The 22,793-nt window shown below is 45.4% G+C and carries 17 protein-coding genes; 11 read left to right on the top strand and 6 right to left on the bottom strand.

Features of this window, described 5'->3' with window-relative positions:
- Positions 1 to 7: 7 nt before the first annotated feature.
- A complete protein-coding gene (thrA, locus tag HRI96_RS04775; RefSeq protein ID WP_210118375.1) occupies positions 8 to 2,512 on the bottom strand; it encodes a bifunctional aspartate kinase/homoserine dehydrogenase I in 2,505 nt (834 codons plus the stop codon).
- 293 nt (positions 2,513 to 2,805) lie between these two features.
- Here thrA and HRI96_RS04770 point away from each other — a divergent pair, with 293 nt between their 5' ends.
- From HRI96_RS04770 to HRI96_RS11865, 3 genes are all read left to right on the top strand, one after another.
- Positions 2,806 to 5,427, top strand: coding sequence for a hypothetical protein (locus HRI96_RS04770; RefSeq protein ID WP_210118374.1), 2,622 nt, complete (start codon positions 2,806 to 2,808; stop codon positions 5,425 to 5,427).
- Positions 5,428 to 5,490: 63 nt separating this feature from the next.
- Positions 5,491 to 6,036 carry a deoxyribose-phosphate aldolase gene (gene deoC / locus HRI96_RS04765; RefSeq protein ID WP_346267169.1) on the top strand — a complete coding sequence of 182 codons (546 nt, stop codon included), beginning with the start codon at positions 5,491 to 5,493 and terminating at the stop codon, positions 6,034 to 6,036.
- Positions 6,029 to 6,181, top strand: coding sequence for a pyrimidine-nucleoside phosphorylase (locus HRI96_RS11865; protein ID WP_346267168.1), 153 nt, complete (start codon positions 6,029 to 6,031; stop codon positions 6,179 to 6,181). Before deoC ends, HRI96_RS11865 begins: the two co-directional genes overlap by 8 nt.
- A gap of 8 nt (positions 6,182 to 6,189) precedes the next feature.
- On the opposite strand, the gene HRI96_RS04760 is transcribed toward HRI96_RS11865, so the two are convergent.
- Entirely contained in the window at positions 6,190 to 7,158 is a 969-nt protein-coding gene (locus HRI96_RS04760) for an MBL fold metallo-hydrolase (protein WP_210118373.1), read from the bottom strand.
- Positions 7,159 to 7,336: 178 nt separating this feature from the next.
- On the opposite strand from HRI96_RS04760, the gene HRI96_RS04755 reads away from it, so the two are divergent.
- The 6 genes from HRI96_RS04755 to HRI96_RS04730 all read left to right on the top strand — a co-directional run bounded on the left by HRI96_RS04755 (position 7,337) and on the right by HRI96_RS04730 (position 13,280).
- The gene (locus HRI96_RS04755) at positions 7,337 to 7,507 is read left to right on the top strand and encodes a DUF362 domain-containing protein (RefSeq protein ID WP_210118372.1); all 171 of its coding nucleotides are present in this window, start codon (positions 7,337 to 7,339) and stop codon (positions 7,505 to 7,507) included.
- 74 nt (positions 7,508 to 7,581) lie between these two features.
- Entirely contained in the window at positions 7,582 to 7,962 is a 381-nt protein-coding gene (locus tag HRI96_RS04750) for a hypothetical protein (RefSeq protein ID WP_210118371.1), read from the top strand.
- A gap of 4 nt (positions 7,963 to 7,966) precedes the next feature.
- Positions 7,967 to 8,938: a M23 family metallopeptidase gene (locus HRI96_RS04745; protein ID WP_210118370.1), complete on the top strand. Its 972-nt coding sequence runs from the start codon at positions 7,967 to 7,969 to the stop codon at positions 8,936 to 8,938.
- Between the two features lie 33 nt (positions 8,939 to 8,971).
- The gene (locus HRI96_RS04740; RefSeq protein WP_210118369.1) at positions 8,972 to 9,970 is read left to right on the top strand and encodes a hypothetical protein; all 999 of its coding nucleotides are present in this window, start codon (positions 8,972 to 8,974) and stop codon (positions 9,968 to 9,970) included.
- Between the two features lie 284 nt (positions 9,971 to 10,254).
- A complete protein-coding gene (locus HRI96_RS04735; protein ID WP_210118368.1) occupies positions 10,255 to 12,837 on the top strand; it encodes a penicillin-binding protein 1A in 2,583 nt (860 codons plus the stop codon).
- 26 nt (positions 12,838 to 12,863) lie between these two features.
- The gene (locus HRI96_RS04730) at positions 12,864 to 13,280 is read left to right on the top strand and encodes a ParB N-terminal domain-containing protein (RefSeq protein ID WP_210118367.1); all 417 of its coding nucleotides are present in this window, start codon (positions 12,864 to 12,866) and stop codon (positions 13,278 to 13,280) included.
- Between the two features lie 55 nt (positions 13,281 to 13,335).
- On the opposite strand, the gene tyrS is transcribed toward HRI96_RS04730, so the two are convergent.
- The 4 genes from tyrS to HRI96_RS04710 form a co-directional block, all read right to left on the bottom strand.
- The gene (gene tyrS / locus HRI96_RS04725) at positions 13,336 to 14,580 is read right to left on the bottom strand and encodes a tyrosine--tRNA ligase (protein WP_210118366.1); all 1,245 of its coding nucleotides are present in this window, start codon (positions 14,578 to 14,580) and stop codon (positions 13,336 to 13,338) included.
- A 206-nt stretch (positions 14,581 to 14,786) separates the two neighbouring features.
- Complete coding sequence (locus tag HRI96_RS04720; RefSeq protein WP_210118365.1) at positions 14,787 to 16,499, bottom strand: ABC transporter ATP-binding protein; 1,713 nt, start codon at positions 16,497 to 16,499, stop codon at positions 14,787 to 14,789.
- On the bottom strand, positions 16,496 to 18,304 hold the full coding sequence (locus HRI96_RS04715; RefSeq protein ID WP_210118620.1) for an ABC transporter ATP-binding protein: 1,809 nt from the start codon (positions 18,302 to 18,304) through the stop codon (positions 16,496 to 16,498). Before HRI96_RS04715 ends, HRI96_RS04720 begins: the two co-directional genes overlap by 4 nt.
- 93 nt (positions 18,305 to 18,397) lie before the next feature.
- On the bottom strand, positions 18,398 to 18,967 hold the full coding sequence (locus HRI96_RS04710) for a TetR/AcrR family transcriptional regulator (RefSeq protein ID WP_210118364.1): 570 nt from the start codon (positions 18,965 to 18,967) through the stop codon (positions 18,398 to 18,400).
- Between the two features lie 682 nt (positions 18,968 to 19,649).
- Here HRI96_RS04710 and HRI96_RS04705 point away from each other — a divergent pair.
- Positions 19,650 to 21,686, top strand: coding sequence for an NAD(+) synthase (locus tag HRI96_RS04705; RefSeq protein ID WP_210118363.1), 2,037 nt, complete (start codon positions 19,650 to 19,652; stop codon positions 21,684 to 21,686).
- A gap of 2 nt (positions 21,687 to 21,688) precedes the next feature.
- On the top strand, positions 21,689 to 22,774 hold the full coding sequence (locus tag HRI96_RS04700) for a 23S rRNA (adenine(2030)-N(6))-methyltransferase RlmJ (protein WP_210118362.1): 1,086 nt from the start codon (positions 21,689 to 21,691) through the stop codon (positions 22,772 to 22,774).
- Positions 22,775 to 22,793: the final 19 nt, after the last annotated feature.

Raw genomic sequence — 22,793 nt, 5'->3', positions numbered from 1 at the left:
TCCAAGTCTAAAGTTCGGAATTGAAATTTACAGTACGCAGTATGTCTCCGAATACGCCCGCCGCAGTTACCGCCGCGCCGGCGCCGTACCCGCGAACCGTAAGAGGAATCGGGCTATAGCGTTCCGTATGGAATACAAAAGCGTTTTCTCCGCCTTTTACACCGTACAGAGGATCGTCCGCAGTAATTTCGAGCATACCGACAAAACACTTTCCGCCCGCGATCGAAGCGCCCATACGCAAAACTTTGCCCTGTTTTTTAAGATCGCTCATCTTTTTTGTAAAATAAGAGTCTATTTCAGGCAGTCTGTGCAAAAATTCGTCGACGCTGCCTTCGGTGTTAAAATTTTCAGGGAAAACGCGGTTTATAACTATGTCCGGAAGTTCAATCTCAAGACCGGCCTCGCGGGCGATTATGAGCGCCTTTCTGGCCACGTCCATACCGCTGAGATCGTCGCGGGGATCGGGTTCGGTAAATTTCTTTTCTTTGGCTTCGATCACAGCCCGACTGAACGGAACGTCTTCATCCAACTGCCCGAAAATATAAGAAAGCGAACCTGACATTATTCCTTTAAATTCCGTAAGGCGGTCGCCGCTTTTAAAAAGATTCTGCAGGGTGTCGATTATAGGCAGCCCCGCGCCCACATTCGTTTCGTACAAGAACCGGCGGTGCATGGTATTTGCCGCAGAACGGATACTTCGATAATAATCCATCGACATCGAATTTGCGCGTTTGTTGGGCGTCACTATGTGCATCCCCATATTGAGAAGATCGACGTACCGCTCTGCAATTTCATAGCTCGCTGTGCAGTCCACAAAGACTGGATTGAGAGGTTTTGTCTCGTTTACAAATTTGAGAACATCTTCAATGCCGGTCTTTTTTTCGGAAGCGGCGAGAGTCTCTTTCCACGCCTTAAGTTTTATTCCGTACGGATCCATCGCCATAAATTTTGATCGCGCGATCACCATAACCTTTATTTCTATATTTTGATCGGCAAGCAGTTTTTTTTGCTGCGCGCATATTTGGTCAAGAAGAACGCCTCCTATCCCGCCCGCTCCGAAAACAAACAGCTGTATAGATTGAGAAGAATGGAAGAAAAACACATGCGCAGCTCTAACGGCCAAATCGCCGGAATCTCCTTTTATGACGCAGGAAATACATCTTTCAGACGACCCTTGAGCTATAGCGATTATGTTGATACCGTATGTGGCAAGCGAATCAAAGAATTTGCCGGCCGTTCCGCGCTTTTCGATCATTCCGTCGCCGACGACGGAAACAATAGCGCAATCTTTTTGAATTTCCACGGGATCTATAATGCCTTCCTGTATTTCAAGTTCAAATTCCTTTGCGATCGAATCGCAGGCCGTATTAGCTTGCGTGCTATGAACGCAAAAAGAAATAGTATATTCGGAAGAAGACTGAGTTATAAGAAGAATGGAAACTCCGACTCTTGAAACGGCCGCAAAAACGCGGCTTGCCATGCCTGCCCTGCCCTTCATGCCCGTACCGCTGACGCTGATCATGGAAGCGTTTTTAAGACATGAAATACCTCTGACGGCGTTTTTTTCTATAACTCCCGACTTTTCAAAAGGACCTCTTCCTATCCTTGTTCCACGGACGGAAGGTTTTAAGCTGTTAAGGCTCCACGCTTCAATATTTTTGGCCGCCAAAGGAGCCAGGGTTTTGGGGTGAAGTATCTTGGAACCGAAAAAAGAAAGCTCCATCGCTTCTTCATAACTCATGTCGTCAACGACGAGGGCGTCCTTGACAATGCGGGGATCGGCAGTGTAAATGCCGTCGACGTCAGTCCAAAATTCGACTTTTTCCGCGCCTAAGGACGATCCTATTATGGAAGCGGAAAAATCCGATCCGTTTCTACCTAAAAGGCCAGGAACTGGTTCTTTGCCCGTTCCTCCTATCCACGAACATATAAATCCGGGGAAAAGCAGTATCTGCGTCTGCGATTTATCTTCTCCGTCGCGGTAAGGCTGCAAGAGACTTCCCGTAGAAACATAGTCGGGGTCTCCTTCTTTTTGATCCCCGCTTGTAATGATGAATTTTCTGGAATCCAACAGCACTACGCTCTGTTTTTTTGCGCGCAGCACGGCTTCCATGACGGGTGAACTCATAAGCTCTCCCATTCCCATTATGCGGCAATGAACCGTTTCGGGACATTCGCCGAAGACGGTTATTCCCTGCAAAAGCTTTTTATATTCCGCAAGCAAGGGTTCGATTTTTTGCATAACCGAAGTGGCTTCGAATCCGGGAAGCTCGGATTCAAGTTCCCTGCATATGCTTTCATGCGCCGATCGCACATGCGTAACGAATTTTTCCGAAAGGTCTCCTTTTATGCAGCTGTCAATGCTTTCCTGAAGGCTGTTTGAAATTCCTGCAACCGCAGAAACAATTACGCTCACCCGAGTTTTCTTCGCCCTGCCTATAATAATATCCGACGAATTCATGATCCGACTTGCGCTTGCCATAGAAGTTCCGCCGAATTTAAGTGTTATCATAGACCTCTCCTTGATCCGAAATCACATACATGATACCGAAAACGCGTATTTGTATCAATTAAGGGAAATAGAGCGGGCACAGCTAGATGCGGCGGCTATGTGCCGTTGCAATGCGCTGCTGCTGCCTAGTCGCGGCTAGTGCTGGCGGCGTACATTGAGCGGCGATTATGTGCTGCGGTCAAAATTTATGCAGGCGAGTTTCGTACGGCGTACCATGTCGGCGCCATATCCATAGGCCACACGTCCTATAAGCCTATGGAAATTTAAACATTTTTTTTGTATAGTATACTGTGATGATCGGGGTCAAAAAATATTGTTTTATTTTTATCCTATTTTTCAGCGTCTCGTTTGTCCGGGGAAACACGCAGGAAAGCGCGCATAAAAATGAGAACTCGAACATAAACGGTTTTATGCCGCAAACGCTGTATATTTCCACCCTTACGCAAGCCTTTTGCAAAGGATTTGAATTTTCAGTCTACGACGGAAAAATTTGGACAAAAAAGCCCGAACAAAAAGAATGGTCGCTTTTTTTGGGTACCGGCGTTCCTTACAATCCTAAGACTCCTCAGCTTGCAGGCAAAGACTGGTTTGCTCCGGCAGCGTCAATAAAACAGATCGCCGCCGACGGAGACGCCGTATTCGCCTTCGACGATAAAGACTTAATGTACCGCTGCTATACGCAAGATTATACAGCAGACAGACCTTTTGAATGGCTGAACAACTTCGGCTGGCCGCAAAAACAGATCTTAAAAAAAGACGCTCGTTTTTTAAAAGCGAGAAGCTGGGGAATAGGCGTAAGGCGAAAAGACGTTTTATGGTATACCGACCGCTACGGCAACGAACATCACTACGGCACGATGGGACTTGAAACGATCTATTTTTTAAGCGAAAACGGACAAGAAATACGTTTTACGGATTCGGGACTTCCTGCGGCATTCAGCAAAACGATCTTAGGCCCTGAACGCGGTAGCTTTATTTCCGAAAACATGAGCGTAAGCGGCTCTACGCTGTTTTTGATAAACGGCGCGGGTGAAATGTATACCCGCCTCATAGATTACGACACTATGGGCTGCGATCCGATGTTTTTTAAATACACGTATAATGACGAAAAATATAAATATTCCGGCACCGATTACCGTTCTAATTATACGCCTTGGGGGCTTCCCAACGAAGACTGGAAAAAACAGCCCGACATTCCGCTTACAGGCCGTGCGCGTCTTTCAAAATACATAAGCATAATACAAAACGGAAGAGGAAATTCCGCAAGGGAACTCAGGGTTGCGGGGCTTTCGCCGGAAGGAAAGACGGGTTTTTATCACAAACAGATAGATGAAAGCGACTGGAAATTTACGAGCGCCGCCCTGCATCTCGAGCAAACTTCGTTTTTACCGTATGCGGATCAAAAAAACTCAACAGACAAATCGATAAGAGCGTCGCTTAGAGGAAACAAGCACGAATTTTCATACGTAGGCCATATTTACAAAGGCGATAAAAAGATCGACGGTTTTACATGCCGTATTCCGGATTTTACGCTTACCACCGAAGGCTCTTGCTCGTTTATAATATATGATAAAAAAACGCAGAAAAAAAAGAGGGCGCTGTTTTATCCGCTTGAAATTTGGACCTATATCACTCAAGACGATCCCGGGTTCGACGGTACTACCCGTAATTTTTTTATAACGCCCGAATTTTCTCAGGAACTGCTGGAAGATCAAGAAAAACGTTCTGCGGAACAAGCGAATCAAAAAGATATGATGACGCTGCCTCCCGTTTCTGAGCCTTCCGGCCTTGGCGCGTCTCCGGCGGACTTCGGCATGCATTCGGTCATAATGTCGGACGCATCTTCTCCTTTGCTCCCCGGTGCATCTGCAAACACCGGCCAAAATCCTTCGTTGACCGATATTTTTAGAGAAATCTTTGACGGCACTAATAAAAAATTGTACGCTTTTACCGCCCACGCTACGACGGATTACATTGAAATAGACTGCAAAAATTCCATGGATTACAATATATTTCTTACAAAAGAAGAAACCGACCTTTCGCCTGCGGAGTATAAGACAAACATTTATTTCAAGCATCCGCTGGTTGAAAACAGCGTAAAAGAATCGGAATTGCTTTTGCCCCTGAACAAGACCTACACGGTCTTTGACGCACCGGAAATTTATAAAAAGATACAAAACAATAAAGAACAAATACAAAAACTTTCAAGCGATGAAGAAATTTTTCAAGCTTACAGCAGAAACGCTACAAGATCCCGCTGGGGATACAGTCTAGTCGATTTTCTTACGACGATAACGCTGCTGAACAAGATAGATTTTCCCAAAATAAAGACCCTGACCTCTTACGGTAACACAATAATGACTACAAACGCCGCTTCCATGCAATCGCTGGCCGAATACCGTTCGTTCATATATCCTTTTATTACAAGACTTATACAAAAGCGGATCGAAGTTTACGATAAACTGCTCAAAGATATTCTCCAAGGCAAAACCGGCCGCATAGATCCCCGCCTAAAAAATTCTTATTTTGAATACTTTGAAGAAGCGGGACTTCCTCCAAAACAAGAAGGATATTCGCCGTTGATGTCGGCTAAGGCGACTATTGAGCGCTATCCCGACATTCCGCTGTACGCTGGAATGCAGCTTTCCATAAATACGAAAAACGATTCTCTTATCATACTCATAGAAATCCCCGACCTCATAAACGCAATTTTTACACAGCAAAAAGACAACATAAGATGCTATGCGACCTTGCGCTCTATGACGGAAAATAAAGATAAGACTAAAATGGAAAAACGTCTAAAAGAATTTATAAAAAACGGCGGATATTTTTCTTGGGACGGCTCGGCAATTACAATCTATGCGTCCGATAAAAAAACCGTCTTATTTGAAGGCTTAAGCGCGCACGAAAGATAGGAGCCGCGGCTTAGTTTTCTGGGCGGTGCCGGCAGCTGAAATTTTAAGGAGTTGTTAAAGTTTATGACTGAAAAAGAAATCGCAGGATTGATAGACCACACTCTCTTATCCGCATTTGCAAAAAGATCCGACATCGAAGCCTTGTGCCGCGAAGCAATATCATTCGGGTTTGCCTGCGTATGCGTAAACCCCATACACGTTGCTTATGCGGCGGAACTGTTAAAAGGATCCAGCGTAGGAATCTGCACCGTAATAGGATTTCCTCTCGGCGCCTCACCCTCAAAAGTAAAAGCTTTTGAAGCGGAAAATGCGATAAACAAAGGAGCCTGTGAAGTCGACATGGTGATTGACATAGGAGCCGCTAAAGAAGGCAGATTTGACGACGTAAAAAAGGACATCCGCACTGTTGTTGACATCGCGCGTAAAAACGGAAAAGCGCTTAAAAGAGAGGTTCGTGTTAAGGTCATAATCGAAACCTGCTACTTAACCGACGATGAAATAGTTTTTTGCTGTTCTGCGGCGAAAGAGGCAGGAGCGGACTTCGTAAAGACTTCTACTGGATTCGGAACGCCAAAAGATTCCGGCAGATCATGTCCGCCTCATGCGTAAGACCGTGGGAGACTCAATGGGCGTAAAGGCGAGCGGAGGCATAAGAGACGCCGAAAAAGCTTTGGAAATGATAAGGGCGGGCGCAAGCCGTATCGGAACTTCAAGCGGAGTAAAGATCTTACAGGAATTAAAAAGTTTAAATTGAGCAGCCGGTTATTGACCGCCTTTCTTTAACTTAACCGCACGCCAAAGCATGCGGTTGTCTTTTATAAAAAAGCTTATCTTACCCGACCTGTATAAATACGATAGATAAGACCTTATCGTACAGCCTATAAGGATAAATTGCGCCAAGCCCAAATTGATATGATTTATGTCCGCTATCGCTTTTAAAAGGTCTTCAGCAGTGTGCGGTTTTTTAAGAATTTCAAGTACGGCTTTTTCCGTCGAAACCAAGGCGTAGCGATTCAATTCTGCAAGCGCTTCGGCCTCTGCGCTGTTTAATAGCTCCCCGTGACTGGGCAAAAGATAGTCCGAATGCAGATCCGTTATCTTCCTAAGCGACATTTTAAATCTTCCTTCGTCAAGCAAAAACGGGATCCAATACTTTTTCATATGAGCGCGGCCGAATATCGCGTCGGCTGCAAAAAGCACGGTCTTTTCTGTCTTTGTCTTTACAAGCACTCCGATCATTTCAAAATGATGGCCCGGCAGTCCAATCAGGTTTATTTCAGTTCCGTCCGAAAGAGTAAAAGCGCTGTCGGGTTCTACGATCTTAACGTCGTAAACGGGTTTTGCTTTGTAAAGAGGCGCCTCAAGTTCCGGCAAGGGGAAGCCGCCACAGATGATCGCCTGTTCATATTCAGGGTTTTCAAGATTTCCTCGTTCTTTTCGCGTACACCATATTTCACATCCCGTCTTTTCTTTAAAATAAAAAGCGGCGTGTACGTGATCCTGGTGGGCATGTGTGCAAATAACCGCCTTGATCTTGCATTTCGTCTTGTCCTTTTTATAAAAATACTCTTCAAGAATGTCAAGTATGATTTTGCCTCTGTCGGGAGCGCATCCGGCGTCTACAAGGTAAATATTTAAGGCGTCTGGAGTTTTTTCGCTTATTACGCCTATGTTGGTGCTGTCGGAAATAAAATACACGTTTTCACATATGCGATTCAGATTTTTATCCATAATTCTTATCCATAAAGCCAACAAACTCGCCGCAGAACCGCAGCAAAACTTCAAGCGGCGGTGCGCGTTTTTAATGTGCACAATAATTTTATACTAACCTATTTACGCTTGCAAGCGTCATTGTTTTAGAGTATAGTTATCCGTAGGGAAACAAATTTTGACGATCAGGAGGTCGTATATGGCTTACAAGATTACGGACGCTTGCGTAAACTGCGGATCATGCGAACCTGTTTGCCCGGTCGGAGCGATCAGCGAGACGGGAACGGCGCGCGTGATTGACGAAGCAAGCTGCGTCAGCTGCGGTACTTGTGCACCGGAATGTCCTGTAAATGCGATTGAAGCAGGCTGAGTGCAAATAGTTTAGAATGGACACTGTCCGAAAACTGAAGTTTTTGGGCAGCTCCGTTCTTTTTTATTCGGAATATGTTACAAAATGTTTTAAAAGGCTATAAGCTTTTCTTTTTTTCCATAATAAAAATCCTGTCGCTTATTATATTCTGCACGCTCGCCGCTCTTAGCGCGGTTTGGCCTTTGTGGTATTTTGCAAGCAAAGCCCCGCACATTTACACCTTGTGTACTCTAGCTCTGGCTCTTATCTTTATCTGCGTTTTAATTATCCGTTCGATAAAAAAAAGTTCTGCAAAGTCCGTGCTTTTCACCTTTATTCAAGCCCTGCTGGTCTTTGCAGGATTGTTTTTTTTCGTATATTTTGTGTTCAAAGGGCAGCGGCTTCTCGCTCTGCTTTCATCAGTCGTTTTTTTTATAAGTTTCGGAATCGTAAAATTCGGCCTGCATCAAAAATGAATTTATGCTTATGACAAAAAAGGCCGGATGCATTTTCACATTGTTTTTTATTTTATCCGTTCATACGATTTGTGCTGCGGCAGAAGGACAAACAGCGCCGTCTCAAACGGCCGCCGTGGTAAGATCCGTAACGATTGACAAGAATCACATGCCGCGCATATATCGACTGTCGGCAAAAGACGAACTTTTCAAACAATACAACAGCGACACGGAACAGGCGTACATGGACTTTGCAAAAAACAAAAAACCTTTGCAGTCATTCTATATCTATACCGGCTCAAAAAACGATACCCTGTTTGCCGTAGCTTCCCGCTGTTCCATTCCCTACGAAACGCTTGCTACCGTGAATTCAATAGAAGATCAAAACGTTTCATTGGAAGGCAAAGAACTTTTACTGCCTACCGCAGCGGGAATTTTTGTTTGCGATCCTCCCGAATATCCTTTTGAAAAACTTCTCTACGCAAAAAACGACGGACGGCTGTTGGAAAAAAACGATGTAATATGCTATAATATCGGCAAGAAAAAATATTATTTTTTTCCTCAGGAAAGATTCAGTCCTACCGAGCGCGCCTTTTTTCTGGATTCGATGATGAGAATTCCCGTCGCTCACGCTCAAATTTCTTCCGTGTTCGGAAAAAGGATCAGTCCCATATCGGGGCAGTGGCACTTTCATCAGGGGATAGACCTTGTAGTTCCTGAAGGAACGGACGTAATGGCGTGCAAGAATGCGACTGTCGCCGTCTGCGAATACGGAGACAGAATTTACGGCAACTATATAATTTTAGATCACGGCGGCAAAATAACGAGCATCTACGCTCACCTGTCCCGGATAATTGCAAAGAAAGGAGAAACGGTTTACAGTGGACAGGTGATAGGAAAGGTAGGACACACGGGAATGGCGACCGGAGCCCATCTGCATTTTGAGATCCGTGTAAACAACGTGCCTTCCGACCCGCAAAAAATGATAAAAAAATAAACCGTTGACAGGGGGATAAATTTCCTTAAAAGTATGAAAAAGTATTCTTTTTCTAAAAAATTTTTTATTCTCTGTTTCTTTTTTTTATCCTCGGGAATTCTGCTTAAAGCGCAAATGTTCCGGGTTCATAAAACCGTCGTCACTGATCTAAGCGTAACGGGTAAAAATCCGCCGTTAAAGCTCGGAATAAACGACGCTCTGGCCGTTTTTTTCCCTAAAGACATGACATATTTACAGGGACTTTACATAGACGTAAAAATTCCTTCTATGGCGGCCGTATGGCAGGATTCAATGGCGTGGTCGCTGTTCGATGAATTAAGCCCCGCCCCGTCGGAAAACGGCATCGACTATTCAGGAACTTCGATCGCCTCGGGACTTTTGCCGCAAAGGCTTTCGTGGTCTGTTTCGATTCCTCTCATTGAAAAAAACACGATAAAAGACAATCCGTATTCGGCGAAGATGGGTTTTATTCCCGACACCAAAAGCGGATTTATTCTTTTGCGCTTGCAGCAAGTCATGAAAGGCACTCCCGACGAATTCGACAACCTGATATTTGAAATAACCGTAAAACCCATTCTTATCAATAAGGGAAAGCTTGAGCTTGAAATCGTTAATCCTGACGGAGGAAAAGAAGTTTCCGCCTATTCCCTTTTCCTCGATGAAAAACCCTTTGACTTAACCGCAGGAGAGAGTTTTTTGGATCCGGGCAATCATACGCTTTCTTTGATTTCGGAATTCTACCGCAACGAAGTGAGAACCATTCATGTTGAACAGGCGAAGACCACAGAGATGCATATCCGGCTGAGAAGCATTGAACCGACTGCGATTTTGAATGCGCCCGACGGCACGGCGGTCTTTTTTGACGGGAACAGGATCGGATCCGGTGTAAAAGAATTCGTCATCTCCGAAGGCGAGCACACCGTCAATTTTGTCTTAGGAAATTATGAAGTTGTAAAAAAATTTACCGCAATAAAAGGGCAATCGTATGCCATTTCGCTCAATATCGAAGCCGTGGTTTCGGAAGAAAACTGATATTTGTTTAAAGTTTTATAACCGTAAAGACGATAATTTAAATGCCGGGAACATTTCCCCTCCCACCCATGTTTCCGGCTGCCTGATGGGGCATTGGCCGGTTCACACCGGCCATTTTTTTTACGGCTTTTAGGATTGCACGCAAATGACGCCCCTTAGCACGATTCAATGCGCGGCTTTTCGACTTTCCATGTTCGCGTCACATGGCGCCCCTTAATGCCGCATGTTTAGAGCGATTCAACGCTTAATTGACAAAGAGATATAATTTTCCTATTCTTTTATCTATGGTAAAAATACGCAGGGCCACCGTTGTTTTGGCGGCGCTTTTGTTTTTAGGCGCAATTTGCATAGGAGCTGCACTCGGAGCCGGAATCGCAGCGACTTTAAACATAAAAAATAATGAAAATTTTACGGAATTTACAACCGCACTGTCAACAAAACTTTTAGATATAAACGGAGAACTCATAACGGAATTCGCTTCCGATGAAAAACGTGAAATAATCAGCTTGCAGCGCCTCCCGCAGCATATGATAGACGCTTTGATCACGAGAGAAGATAAAATATTTTTTGAGCACCGAGGGTTCAGCGTAAAAGCCGTTTTGAGAGCCGTAGCCGGAAAGCTTACGGGTCGGTCCTTAGGGGGAGGCTCCACTCTTACGCAGCAGATCGCGGGTACTCTTTACTGCGACCGTACCGAAATATCGCTTATGAGAAAGATAAAAGAATTGTGGTGGGCGATTCAGATGGAAAGGCGATATTCAAAAAATGAAATACTTGAGCTGTATTTGAATCGCATATATTTCGGCGGAGGAACATACGGCGTCAACGCCGCTTCAAAATATTATTTCGGGCATGACGCGACTCAAATAACTCCTGCGGAAGCCGCAATACTTGTCATACAGCTGTCGAATCCCGCGTTTTACAATCCTTTCGATCATCCCAACAGGGCGATGAACCGCCAGCAGGACGTTCTTAACTCCATGGTGGAAGCGGGATATTTAACCCGCGCGGAAGCGGACGAATCTTTTAACAATTATTGGCTCGACTTCGACTATACGAGAACCAGCACGTCGGCCTATTTTATGAGGGACGATAAGGCTCCGTGGTTCAGCGAATACGTGAGACGCGAGCTCGGAAACATGATCTACGGCGCGGGAGACATCTACACAAGCGGTTTTACCGTAAATACGACGCTCGATCTAAGGCACCAAAGAGCGGCACAGGAAGTTATGGACACATATATCGCCCGCGCAAACAGGCTTTATCAGCAGTCAAGCAGCGGCCGAATGTCGACTTCATTCAGTAAATATATCCCCATAACCGAACTTTTATCGCTTACGTTCGACTTACCGGCAATAAAGGTTTCGGAACAGAGGACGGAGGCGGTTTCACGTTCGAAGTACATAAATGAAATAAATCCCGTAATAGATATTATGTCGCTGATGTTCGGAATGGAAGGCGTTAAAATCGGCGTCGTAAACAGAACAAATTCACTGGCAAAACAGGCGGAAAAAAAGACGACGATAGAGGGAACGATGATTTCCATCGACAACGAAACAGGCTACATAACGGCCCTCGTGGGCGGAAGCAAATTCGATCAGGAAAATCAGTTTATCCGCGCAGTGCAGGCAAAGCTTCAGCCCGGTTCTACTTTTAAGCCCCTTTATTATTCCGCCGCCATAGATTCCAAAAAATTTACCGCTGCAACGGAAATTTCCGACACTCCAGTTGTTTTTTATACCGCCGACGGCAAGCCTTACATTCCTCAAAACTTTAAAGGCGCATGGATGGGTAACGTGCAGCTCTGGTACGCCCTAGCCCATTCCATGAACGTTCCTTCGCTAAAAGTTCTTGATGGAATAGGTTTCGACGCGGCGATAAAACGCTCCGTCGCGCTCTTAGGCATTCCTAAGGAAGAATTGCCTTCCCGCGCATTTATACCCGGGTATCCTTTGGGTCTTGGGGTTTGCGCCGTGCGGCCTATAGAAATGGCGCGCGCTTTTGCGATTTTTGCAAACGGCGGAAGAGAAATCACTCCGATCGCAATACGCTCCGTCGAAGACAAAAACGGAAATGTGATTTTGAATCCGGAACGGGACATCCTTGAAAAACAAAAAAACAAAGGAGGAGCGGCTCAAATAATCACTCCTCAAACGGCCTTTGTCATGACGAAACTTCTTCAAAATACCGTCGACTCCGGTACGCTGGCATGGGGATTGAACCGTCAATCTACAAACTGGAAGGAACCTTCCGGATCAAAACTTTCCTACAAGGATGAAAAAGGGAAAACCTATAGGATCCCCGCCGCAGGCAAAACGGGAACGACGCAAAACTGGGCCGACGCATGGACTGTAGGATACACGCCTTATTATACGGCGGCCTTTTGGTTCGGGTTCGACAAACCCGGTCAGTCTTTGGGACTTAGCATCACAGGTTCAACCTTAGCGGGCGTGGCATGGGGCGACTATTTTGGGGAGATACACAGCGGCCTGCCGTTTAAAGATTTTACAAAACCGCTTAACGGCGTAATAGAAGTAACGATCTGTTCCGAAAGCGGAGGACTTGTAACCCCCGAATGCGGCAAAAATACCACAAGGCAGTGGTTTCTTGAAGGGACACAGCCTACGCAATTATGCAGCGTACACGGAGGAAATTCCGACAGCAGATCGCTCGCCCTGTGGCGCATAAAACGGGAAATGTATCAGTCGGGAGCCAAACGTACGGAAATTTTAGACACAAATCCTCTTAAAGTCGACTTGAGCTTTTTGGAAGGGAAAGGTTCCGTGCAGGAAGAAGATGATGAAGACGAATTTGAAGACCGAGACGACTATAAAAAAGGCCCGGACTATAACTTTTTGCTGAATTAGGTGTTATACTGTAAACAGGAGAAATAATGCTTGTCAATATAGATAGCATAAAGGTAAAAAAAAGAGTAAGAAAGGATCTCGGCGATCTTGAAAATTTAAAAGACAGCCTTCGCCGATACGGACTTTTGAACCCCATAACTCTCAATGAAAAACGCGAGCTCATTGCCGGAGAGCGCCGCCTCGAAGCGGCAAAGGCTATCGGCTGGGCAAGCATAGACGCCGTAATTTTAGACGGCGTAGATCCTGTTTCCGAACTTGAAATTGAAATCGAAGAAAATAACCAGAGAAAAGAATTTTCGAACGCGGAACTGCTTGCAGGCTACAAAAGGCTCGAAAAACTTCGCAATCCGGGATTTTTTAAAAGGATATGGAATTTCATCATATCCGTAATCACTTGGATCATAAACGGAATAAAGAGAGTGTTTCCTAAGAGCATAAAATAAGCTTTAAAAATATCCTGCAAATTGATGTTTTCTGCAATGCCGCATTTTAAGGATTTTATTTTAACACTATTCTGACAAATTTCTTTTTTCCGGAACGAAGGATAAGGTCTCCGTTTTCATCGCGGTCGGCAATTGAAATCACGGCCTTTATATCGTCTACGGTTTTACCGTTTACGGCAGCCCCGCCCTGCTGAACAAGACGGCGCACATCGCTCTTTGTAGAACCCATATTTGCCGCAAAAAACAGATCTATTACGCCCATTCCTTTTTCAAGTTCCGCCTTTGAAATTTCCGCCGACGGCATATGTTCCTTATCGCCTGCGCCGCTGAAAGCGGCTCTTGCGCCAGAAGCGGCATTGTCGGCTTCTTCTTTACCGTGAATGATACGAGTGACTTCATAGGCAAGACGTTCTTTAGCTTTATTGATATTTCCGCTGCACAAAGCGTCAATTTCAGCGACGGGCAAAAAAGTAAATAAAAGCATAAATTTTCTTACGTCTTCGTCGGAAACATTGCGCCAATACTGGAAAAAGTCAAAAACACTTGTCATTTTTGAATCCAAAAAGACGGCGCCCTTTTCGGTTTTTCCCATCTTATTTCCGTCCGAACGCGTTACAAGAGGAAAGGTAAGGCCGAAAACTTCGTGTTCTTTATTTAATTCTACCGTTCCGCCGAGCTTTCTGCGAATAAGATCCACCCCTGCAGTTATGTTTCCCCACTGGTCGTCGCCGCCGATTTGCAGCGTACAGTTGTGTCTTTGATGCAGCATAAGAAAATCATAACTCTGCAAAAGCTGATAGTTAAATTCGATAAACGAAAGCCCGCGCTCAAGGCGTTGTTTATACGCCTCAAAAGAAAGCATTTTGTTTACGCTAAAACACGAGCCTATATCGCGCAAAAAATCAATATAGTTAAGATCCGCAAGCCAATTTTTATTATTGTCGCTGAACGCCGTCTTACCGTCAAACCCGACAAATTTATTTAACTGAGCTTCAATGTGTTTTTCATTTTCTGCAAGCTGATCATATGAAATCATCTTACGCATTTCGGTTTTGCCGCTGGGATCTCCTATTCTCGCCGTTCCCCCGCCTATAAGCGCAATACCTATGTGCCCGGCGCTGCGCAAATGACGCAGCGCAAAAAACGGAACCATGTGTCCTATGTGAAGGCTCGGCCCCGTAGGATCACATCCCACATAAAAGGTTACAGGACCCTTATCCATAGCAGCTGAAAGGCCGTCAATATCGGTACACTGGGAAAAAAATCCTCGTTCTTTTAAAATTTCAAGCGCCGCATTCATTTCGCAAACCTCGACAAAATCAGATTAACGGCAACATTTTAACAAATCATGACCGGAACTTCAAGGAGACGCATTTAGTTTAGATTTTTACATGAGGAAATACGGGAGAGTGAGAATTTCGTCAGGGCTTATGCATAATGCAGCCACTCGGTTTATATTCAACTCTCAATTATCGACTTTACGCCATAAACGCGAACCTCTATCACTCAGCTAAATATCCTTACCCCTTGTCTCCACAGCCGATAGTAAGTACCGCTTGTATCGGCAAGCAGCGTGTCGTGTGTTCCCGCCTGCATAATCGCGCCGTTTTTAAAGACCAATATCCGATCGGCGGAGCGTATCGTACTTAAATGATGAGCAATAACGAGCACCGTTCTGTGAGCGGCAAGCTCGGAAACAGCTTCCTGTATCAGCGCTTCGTTCACGGGATCGACATTGCTCGTCATTTCATCGAGGAGCAAAATGGGACTGTCTTTTAAAAAAGCGCGCGCGATGGAAATCCGCTGTTTTTGTCCTCCCGAAAGCCCTGCGCCGTTTTCTCCGACAAGCGTCCGATAACCGTCGCTCAGCGACATGATAAAATCATGAATGCGCGCTTTTTTTGCCGCTTCAACAACCTCCGCTTCCGTTGCATCGGCCTTTCCGAGCCGGATATTTCCTTCGATAGTATCCGCAAAAAGCTGTGTGTTTTGCATTACAATACTGACGGAAGAAAGCAGTTCGTCATAGCTCATATCGCGAATATCGATATTTCCGATTTTAATCGCGCCCGCAGTCGTATCCCAAAAACGGAGCAGCAGATTGGTTACCGTTGTTTTCCCCGAACCGGATTCCCCGACCAGGGCGGTGAGCGTATGCTCCGGCGTATGAAAAGAAATATCTTTCAGTGCAAAGCCGTCCGCTTCGTACGCAAAGCCGACTTTATCAAAGGTAACGGAAAATCCGTCCGGCTTTTCGGGTTCGGCAATTTCGATTACCGCAGGCGCTTCCGTGATTTTTTTGATACGCCGAAAACTGTCCGCCGCTTTTAAGTAATTCGCCCAGTGCATGTCCATTGTGGCAAAGGGTTTATAAAATTCCCGACTTAAAACGATAAAAATCAAATATTCCGCTATCGACAACGATTCGCGTGCAGTAAAAATAATACCCGCCGAAGCCGTGAGCAAGAAAGCAAAATCGATAAAAAAGCCGTATACGGACAACACAGCCGCTTTGTTTTTTGAAGCCCCTTTGCTGTGTGCGCCGAAGTCCTTTGTTGCCGCGGCAAGTTTTTCATCAAATTGCCTGCTTCCGGAAAAGGCTTTTAAAAGCGGAATACCTTTTACATATTCCACAAAAAGGCTCACCATATCGGCAAGACTGTTGCCCGTTTTTTCTTCAAGCGTATCGGCTTTTTTTAATGCATGCGAAAGAAACAACAGCGCAAACGGAAGAACGCCGAGCATAATCAGCGTCATCGCCGCATTTACGGAAAAAAGAAAGACGAGCAAAAGCAGCGACACAATAAAATCGGCGCACATCCGCGTCCACACGTGAGCGACAACCATTTCCATATTATCTACATCTCTATGGATAATCGTACCGATTTCTCCCAGCCGCTCGTTTGTATAAAAGCCGAGCGAAAACGTCTTTAATCGATAAATGATTTTTGCTCTGATTTCATACACAAGGTCAAAGCCTGCAAAGTGCTTTTGCATATCCGCAATCATATTGCTCGCGCCCTTGACGAAAAGGCAGAGCGCAAGCAGCAGCCAATAGCGATGCAATCTTACATTTCCCGCAAAAATCGCTTTTATTGCGTGCAGCGTTAAAAGCATCATCGCAGTCCCTGACAGCGCATACACGGTAAAGCATGCAATGCTGAACAAAAGCGATCTCTTTCCCTTGCCGGTGAGCGTATTCCATATTTCTTTAATCATAGCGACACTCCTTCTTTTATGTTCCAGTGATCCACTTTATTTTGATCGCTCACCATTTTTTGATAGAGCGCGCAGTGCCGCATCAATTCTTTGTGCGTTCCGCTGTCGATGACCGCTCCCGCATCCATTACGACAATTTGATCCGCATTTTGAATCGTATTCAAATGATGCGCAATTGTAATGACGGTTTTATCACGGCTTAGAGCTTCAATAGCGGTTTGTATTGCCGCTTCGTTTTCGGCATCGACGGCTGCCGTCGCTTCGTCCAAAATGATAATCGGCGCGTCCTTCAAAATCATCCGCGCAATCGAAATGCGCTGTTTTTCTCCGCCGGAAAATTTTACGCCCGCTTCCCCTGCGGCCGTATCGTAGCCTTTCGGCAGCGACACGATAAAATCGTGAATGCGCGCTTTTTTCGCCGCTTCGATAATTTCGTCTTTCGATGCACCCGGTTTTCCGATGCGGATATTTTCTTCTATGCTCAAGTTGAACAAAAATGTTTCTTGCTGCACGATAGAAAAAAGCGAATTGACCTGTGTGTCCGAAAGGCTTTGTATATCCGTCCCGCCGATTCGAATGCTCCCGCTGTCCGGCTGCCAAAAGCCCATCAAAAGATTCGCAAGCGTCGTTTTGCCGCAGCCCGAAGAACCGACCAGCGCATTTTTACTTCCTTTTTTGAACGTCAAATTGATGTGTTTTAAAGTTTTTTGTGTGCCCTTGTATGAAAAATCCACAGCATGTATTTCTATATCGCCATTTGGCACACTTGCACCGGGAACGGTATTCATCTCGGATGTTGCCGGATTTTTTTTCTCTGCTGCCGGAAACTTTGCGTGCGTATCCGATGCGGATTTTTTTTCGGGAGGGGCGACATTGAGGATAGATCCGATACCCGCCATTGCCTGATTAAATACCACGCCGTAGTGCTGAAATGTCGCCGTTTTTGCGACGGAAGCCGTAAAGGCGGCACCCAAAATAACGGAAAGGATAAAACGCGCAGCAGACAGCAAACCTGAGGCCAACAGCAGTGTTCCGAGGATCATGACGAGGACGACACCGGATTCCATAAAAAAGTCTATCAGCCCCATCGGTACGCTTATTCCCGTCATCGATTTTTTTACCCAATACACATAATCTTTCGCCGAACGGATTGTTTTTTCGGTTTTGCGCTCCTCTTTACCGAACGCCTTTATCACGGAAATGTTTGCAACATATTCCATGAGGTTTTCCTGCATTTCTTTTGTGCTTTGCGCAAAAATTCTAAAGTTTTTCTTCCACAGCGGCCGTGAAACGAACTGAGTAAGCCCCATAAGAGGAATACCCGCAATCATCAAAAGCGCAAGCCTCCATTCGATAAAAAGCATAACGGCAAAAATCAGCGCAGGCAGCAACAGCGCCGCCGTAATTTCCGGTAAGCCGTGCGCCAAATATACTTCCACCTGTTCTACGTCATGTTCAACGATATTTGTAAGATCGCCGGTTTTGCGCTCCTGAAAAAATCCCAAGGGCAGCTTTTTCAAGTGTTCGATAATCCGCATCCGCAAATCCGTCAGCGCATTGTATGCGGCCTCGTGCGCCTTCCATACAGCAAGATACCCGCACGCAGCTTTTAAAACAAAACATGCCAGCATCGCACCTGTATAGAACGCAATAAGCCGAAGCGAAAGCCGTCCCGAAAACGCCGAAGCGATCAAATGAATAATCAGCGCCTGCGGAATAAGATCGAGCGCAATTTTAAAACAGAGCGCAATATTGGAAATCCTGTTTTTTGCTTTTACTTGACGGACAAGTTTTTTTTGCTCCAACATATTCATCCTCCAATTTCGGTCATTGTATTTTAAATACCGAATATATATTCAGTTTTAAACAAAATAAAAAATCGGTAAAAATACCGTTTTTCACAGCGAGTTTACCCCTTCATAATAGCATTGCGTTAGGAGGCGCAGCAGTTCTTTTGCTTTTTCCTGCGTTTCGTAATGGCGCGCAACTTCCAAAAGGCTTTCGGTAAAATTGGACGCAAGAATATGAATGAGCATATTGTGATAAACACGCTTCGTTTTTTTGGAAAGCTCCCGTTTGATATGGGCGCCGATGGAGACAATCATTTCCTCTTTTGCATTTTCGTATTTTGTCCCGCGGCTTTTATCCATCACGATGACAAAAACCTTGTGGTGCTTCAACAGCTCCAGCAGATAACCTTCGGCAATATTTTCATATCGTTCGGACGGCAACCCCTTTGCCATTTCTTCTTCCTTAATGATCCGCTGAAAATCGACAGGAACGGATGCAGCGATTTTTTCAAACAGCTCTTTTTTATTTTTAAAATAAGTGTAAATAAGGCCTACCGGAATATCCGCTTTTTCCGCAATGTCCTGCATTTTTGCGCTGCGGAAATCTTTTTCATAGAAAACTTCGATTCCGGCTCGAAAAATGCGATCGTAGATTTCTTCTTTTAAAACTTGTGGCATTGTAAAACAGTTCCGTTCAAAACAGAATTAATATTCAGTATTAAATTATACGACTTTACAAATACGGTCAAGAGCCTATATAAGCGCACACTATCAAAAACAAGCACACATGACTTATGCATAGCATGAAGTCTATCAACAGCGAAACCGACGGATATACCGTTCGGAAATTTTGCGGCTGCGGCCAAGTTTTTGATAAGCCGATTTGTCGATTCGATAAAATTCAATCAGGCGGCCGAAGTGCCGACCGCCTGAGACTGTGAGAATCTTTAATTTTTGCAGCTGCTGAACAACATTATACGGAAAAAGCCGGTTTTACCTCTTTTACCCATTCGTCGATTTTTTCTGAGGCTTTAGCGTCGCCCTTATCCAGACAGAGGCCGAGCATTTTTTGACCTTTTTGCATGCGCGAAAAAGTAAAATTATATCCGCTTGAGTTCACGCTGCCGACAAAACGGGCGCCGGAAATGCGGCAAGGGTTGTCCGCGCGGCAAGGGTCATTCTGCAGGGAAAACCTTGCGCCTCAACCGCGGCGCCGGAACAAAAACTGCGGCAAACGGCAACTATGCGGCAGACTACAGAGACGTTATTGTGCGACGGAAGCCGGCTACCTAATGCTGCAGAAACAAGAAATATTTTTGTTCGTATTCTTAAATTATGATTTTTGTGCTATATTGATTTTATGAAATACGGATTTTTTCGCGTGTGCAGCGCAAGCCCCGATGTTACGGTGGCTCAATGTAAGACTAACGCGGATTGTATTATAAAATGCATACACAAGGCCGACGAAAGAGGCGCGCAGCTTGTCGTCTTTCCGGAACTGTGTATCACATCTTACACATGCGCGGATCTGTTTTGGCAAAAGGCTTTGCTTGATTCCGCACTGAAAGAACTTTTCCGCATAATAAAGGAAACGGAAAAAGACGGCTGTATTTCAGTGCTCGGCCTACCCTTTGCCGAAAGCGGATTTTTATACAACTGTGCGGCCGTTGTAAGCGGAGGAAAGCTCTTGGCTCTTGTTCCCAAAACGTTCATACCCGGAGGCGGCGAATTCTATGAAGAGCGGTATTTTTCTTCCGCCTTAAAAAACGCCGGCGAAACGTCGGTTTTTATAAATCTTGAAAGGATCGTGCAAAACGGAACATCGGAATCGGCTAAAAAAAGCGGATCCGGTAAAGCTTGTGAAATTCCTTTTACGACCGACATAATATTTAAAATTTCATGGAACGACGACTTCGCTATGGCGGTGGAAATTTCCGAAGATCTATGGGCTCTAACGCCGCCTTCTTCCCGCCACGCGCTTTTAGGAGCGAATGTAATCGCAAACCCTTCGGCAAAAAGCAAAATCATCGGCGGAAACGAATACAAAAAACTCCTCGTGTCTTCCCATTCGGCGCGGATTGCGGGCGCCTATGTGTATTCGGAAGCCGGCCGCGGCGAATCCACACAGGATGCGGTGTTCGGATCCGAAAATATTATTTGCGAAAACGGAACGATATTATCCGAATCAAAAGCGTTTGAAAAAAACGATGAAAACGGCTCTCTGATTTTTGCCGACATAGATTTGGAAAGACTTTCACAGGAAAGATCAAAGGCATCTGCCTTTTTTCAGTGCGGCGATACGTCAAGCTTTTTATCAAAAAACAATTCATATAAAACCGTATGGGTAAACTTGCCGGAGTCTTCAAAAAACGACATTAAACTTGAACGGAACATCGATCCTCATCCCTTTATTCCCGCAGATAAAGAGGAAAGAGCGGCAAGATGCCGTGAAGTTATTGATATTCAAGCCGAAGGTCTTGCAAAGAGAATCCGCCATACGGGAGCGGAACATGCGGTAATAGGACTTTCAGGCGGACTTGATTCCACACTGGCGCTTCTTGTCACATGTAAAGCGTTCGATATGTGCGGTATCGCCAGAAACAAAATAAAAGCTCTCACAATGCCGTGCTTCGGGACGACTGACAGAACTTACGAAAACGCCTGCGCTTTAGCAAAACAAACGGGAGCGGATCTAAAAACGATAGACATCAAAGACTCCGTCCTAAAGCATTTAAACGACATCGGCCACAGCGAAGACGAACACGATTCTACGTACGAAAACGCTCAAGCCCGCGAACGTACTCAAGTTCTAATGGATATTGCAAATATGACGGGAGGGCTTGTTATCGGGACGGGAGATCTGTCGGAGCTCGCGTTGGGATGGGCGACCTACAACGGTGATCACATGTCCATGTACAACGTAAACGGTTCGATCCCGAAAACATTGGTACGTCACCTTGTAGCATGGTTTGCCGAAGAAGCTCTAAAAAACAATGAAAAACGCACGGCGGAAGTGCTTAAAGATATTCTCGATACTCCAGTCAGCCCCGAACTTTTACCGCCTGAAAACGGAAATATCGCACAAAAGACCGAAGATCTTGTGGGTCCTTATGAGCTTCATGATTTTTTCATCTATTACATGCTGCGCTTCGGCTTTTCGCCCGCAAAAATCTTTTTTTTGGCAAAACAGGCGTTTTACAAAGTTTACGACGGTAAGGTAATCCTTAAATGGCTTAAGATTTTTTACAAAAGATTTTTCAGCCAACAGTTTAAGCGCTCGTGTATGCCGGACGGCCCGAAGGTCGGAACCGTAGGGCTTTCACCGAGGGGTGACTTAAAAATGCCGAGCGACGCAAACGCACAGATATGGCTTGACGAGCTTGAAAAACTTAAATAATCATGCTCAGCTACAGACACGCCTTCCATGCGGGAAATCACGCAGACATACTTAAACACATCGCTCTAACGCTGGCGCTTGAAAAATTCAAATCAAAGGCTAAGCCGTTTACGGTTTTTGACACTCATGCGGGCGCGGGGATATACGATCTTTGTGACGAAAGAGCTGTAAAAACAGGAGAAGCCGACAGCGGTATTAAAAAATTGCTTTCCCTGCCCTACTCGGAGCTTCCCGGCGAAATGCATACTTACGTTGACATATGCAGGGCCTATGCCAAAAGGGGGCTTTATCCCGGGTCGCCCGAAATAGAGAGGTGTTTTATGACGCAAAACGACGCCCTTATTTTGACGGAACTTCACAATACGGAAATAGACATTCTTAAACAAAATATGAAAAAAGAACCTCTGCTTCAAATCCGGCCTAAGGATGAAAACGAGGGCGATGTAGACGACAGCCGAAGCGGCGCAACGGAGAAGCTAAGACCGGTAAGACCTCATATACACCACAGATCAGGATACGAAGCGCTTAGAGCGCTTTCTCCGCCTAATATAAGGCGCGGATTTGCAGTGATCGATCCGAGCTATGAAGTGCAAAGCGACTTCAGCGACACGGCACAATGCATTGCCGAAGTTCATAAAAGATGGAGCAGCGGAACGATCATGCTGTGGTATCCGCTTTTGACGCACAAAATACAGGAAATTTCGGACATGAAGCGCTTTATTACGGCGGCGGCACAGTCGGGCAATAATATGAGTGAAACCCTCGACGTCCAATTTATTACGGATCCGTCAAAAGAACGTTACGGCACGGCGGCAAAATACGAAAGCCTGCAAAAAAATTGCGCCGGCTTGCATTGCGCTTCAGCAGCCGCAGCAGCGGGAGCGGTCACTAAAACGACAATAGCGGCGCCTAACACGGCGGCTTTTCCAGCGCAGACGACCGTTTCACGTATGTACGGAAGCGGACTTTTTTTTATAAATCCGCCGTATATGTTGGATACCCGGCTGGAAACAATTCTTCCGTTTTTGGTAAAAGAATTTTCTGCAGACGGAAACGGCACAGGCTCTTTCACGATAAAAAAAACATGATTGTCCGCGGCGAACACGG

Source organism: Treponema parvum (assembly GCF_017893945.1).
GTDB lineage: Bacteria > Spirochaetota > Spirochaetia > Treponematales > Treponemataceae > Treponema_D > Treponema_D parvum_A.
Note: the sequence above shows the minus strand (reverse complement) of the source record. Positions and strands in the feature narration are given on the sequence as shown.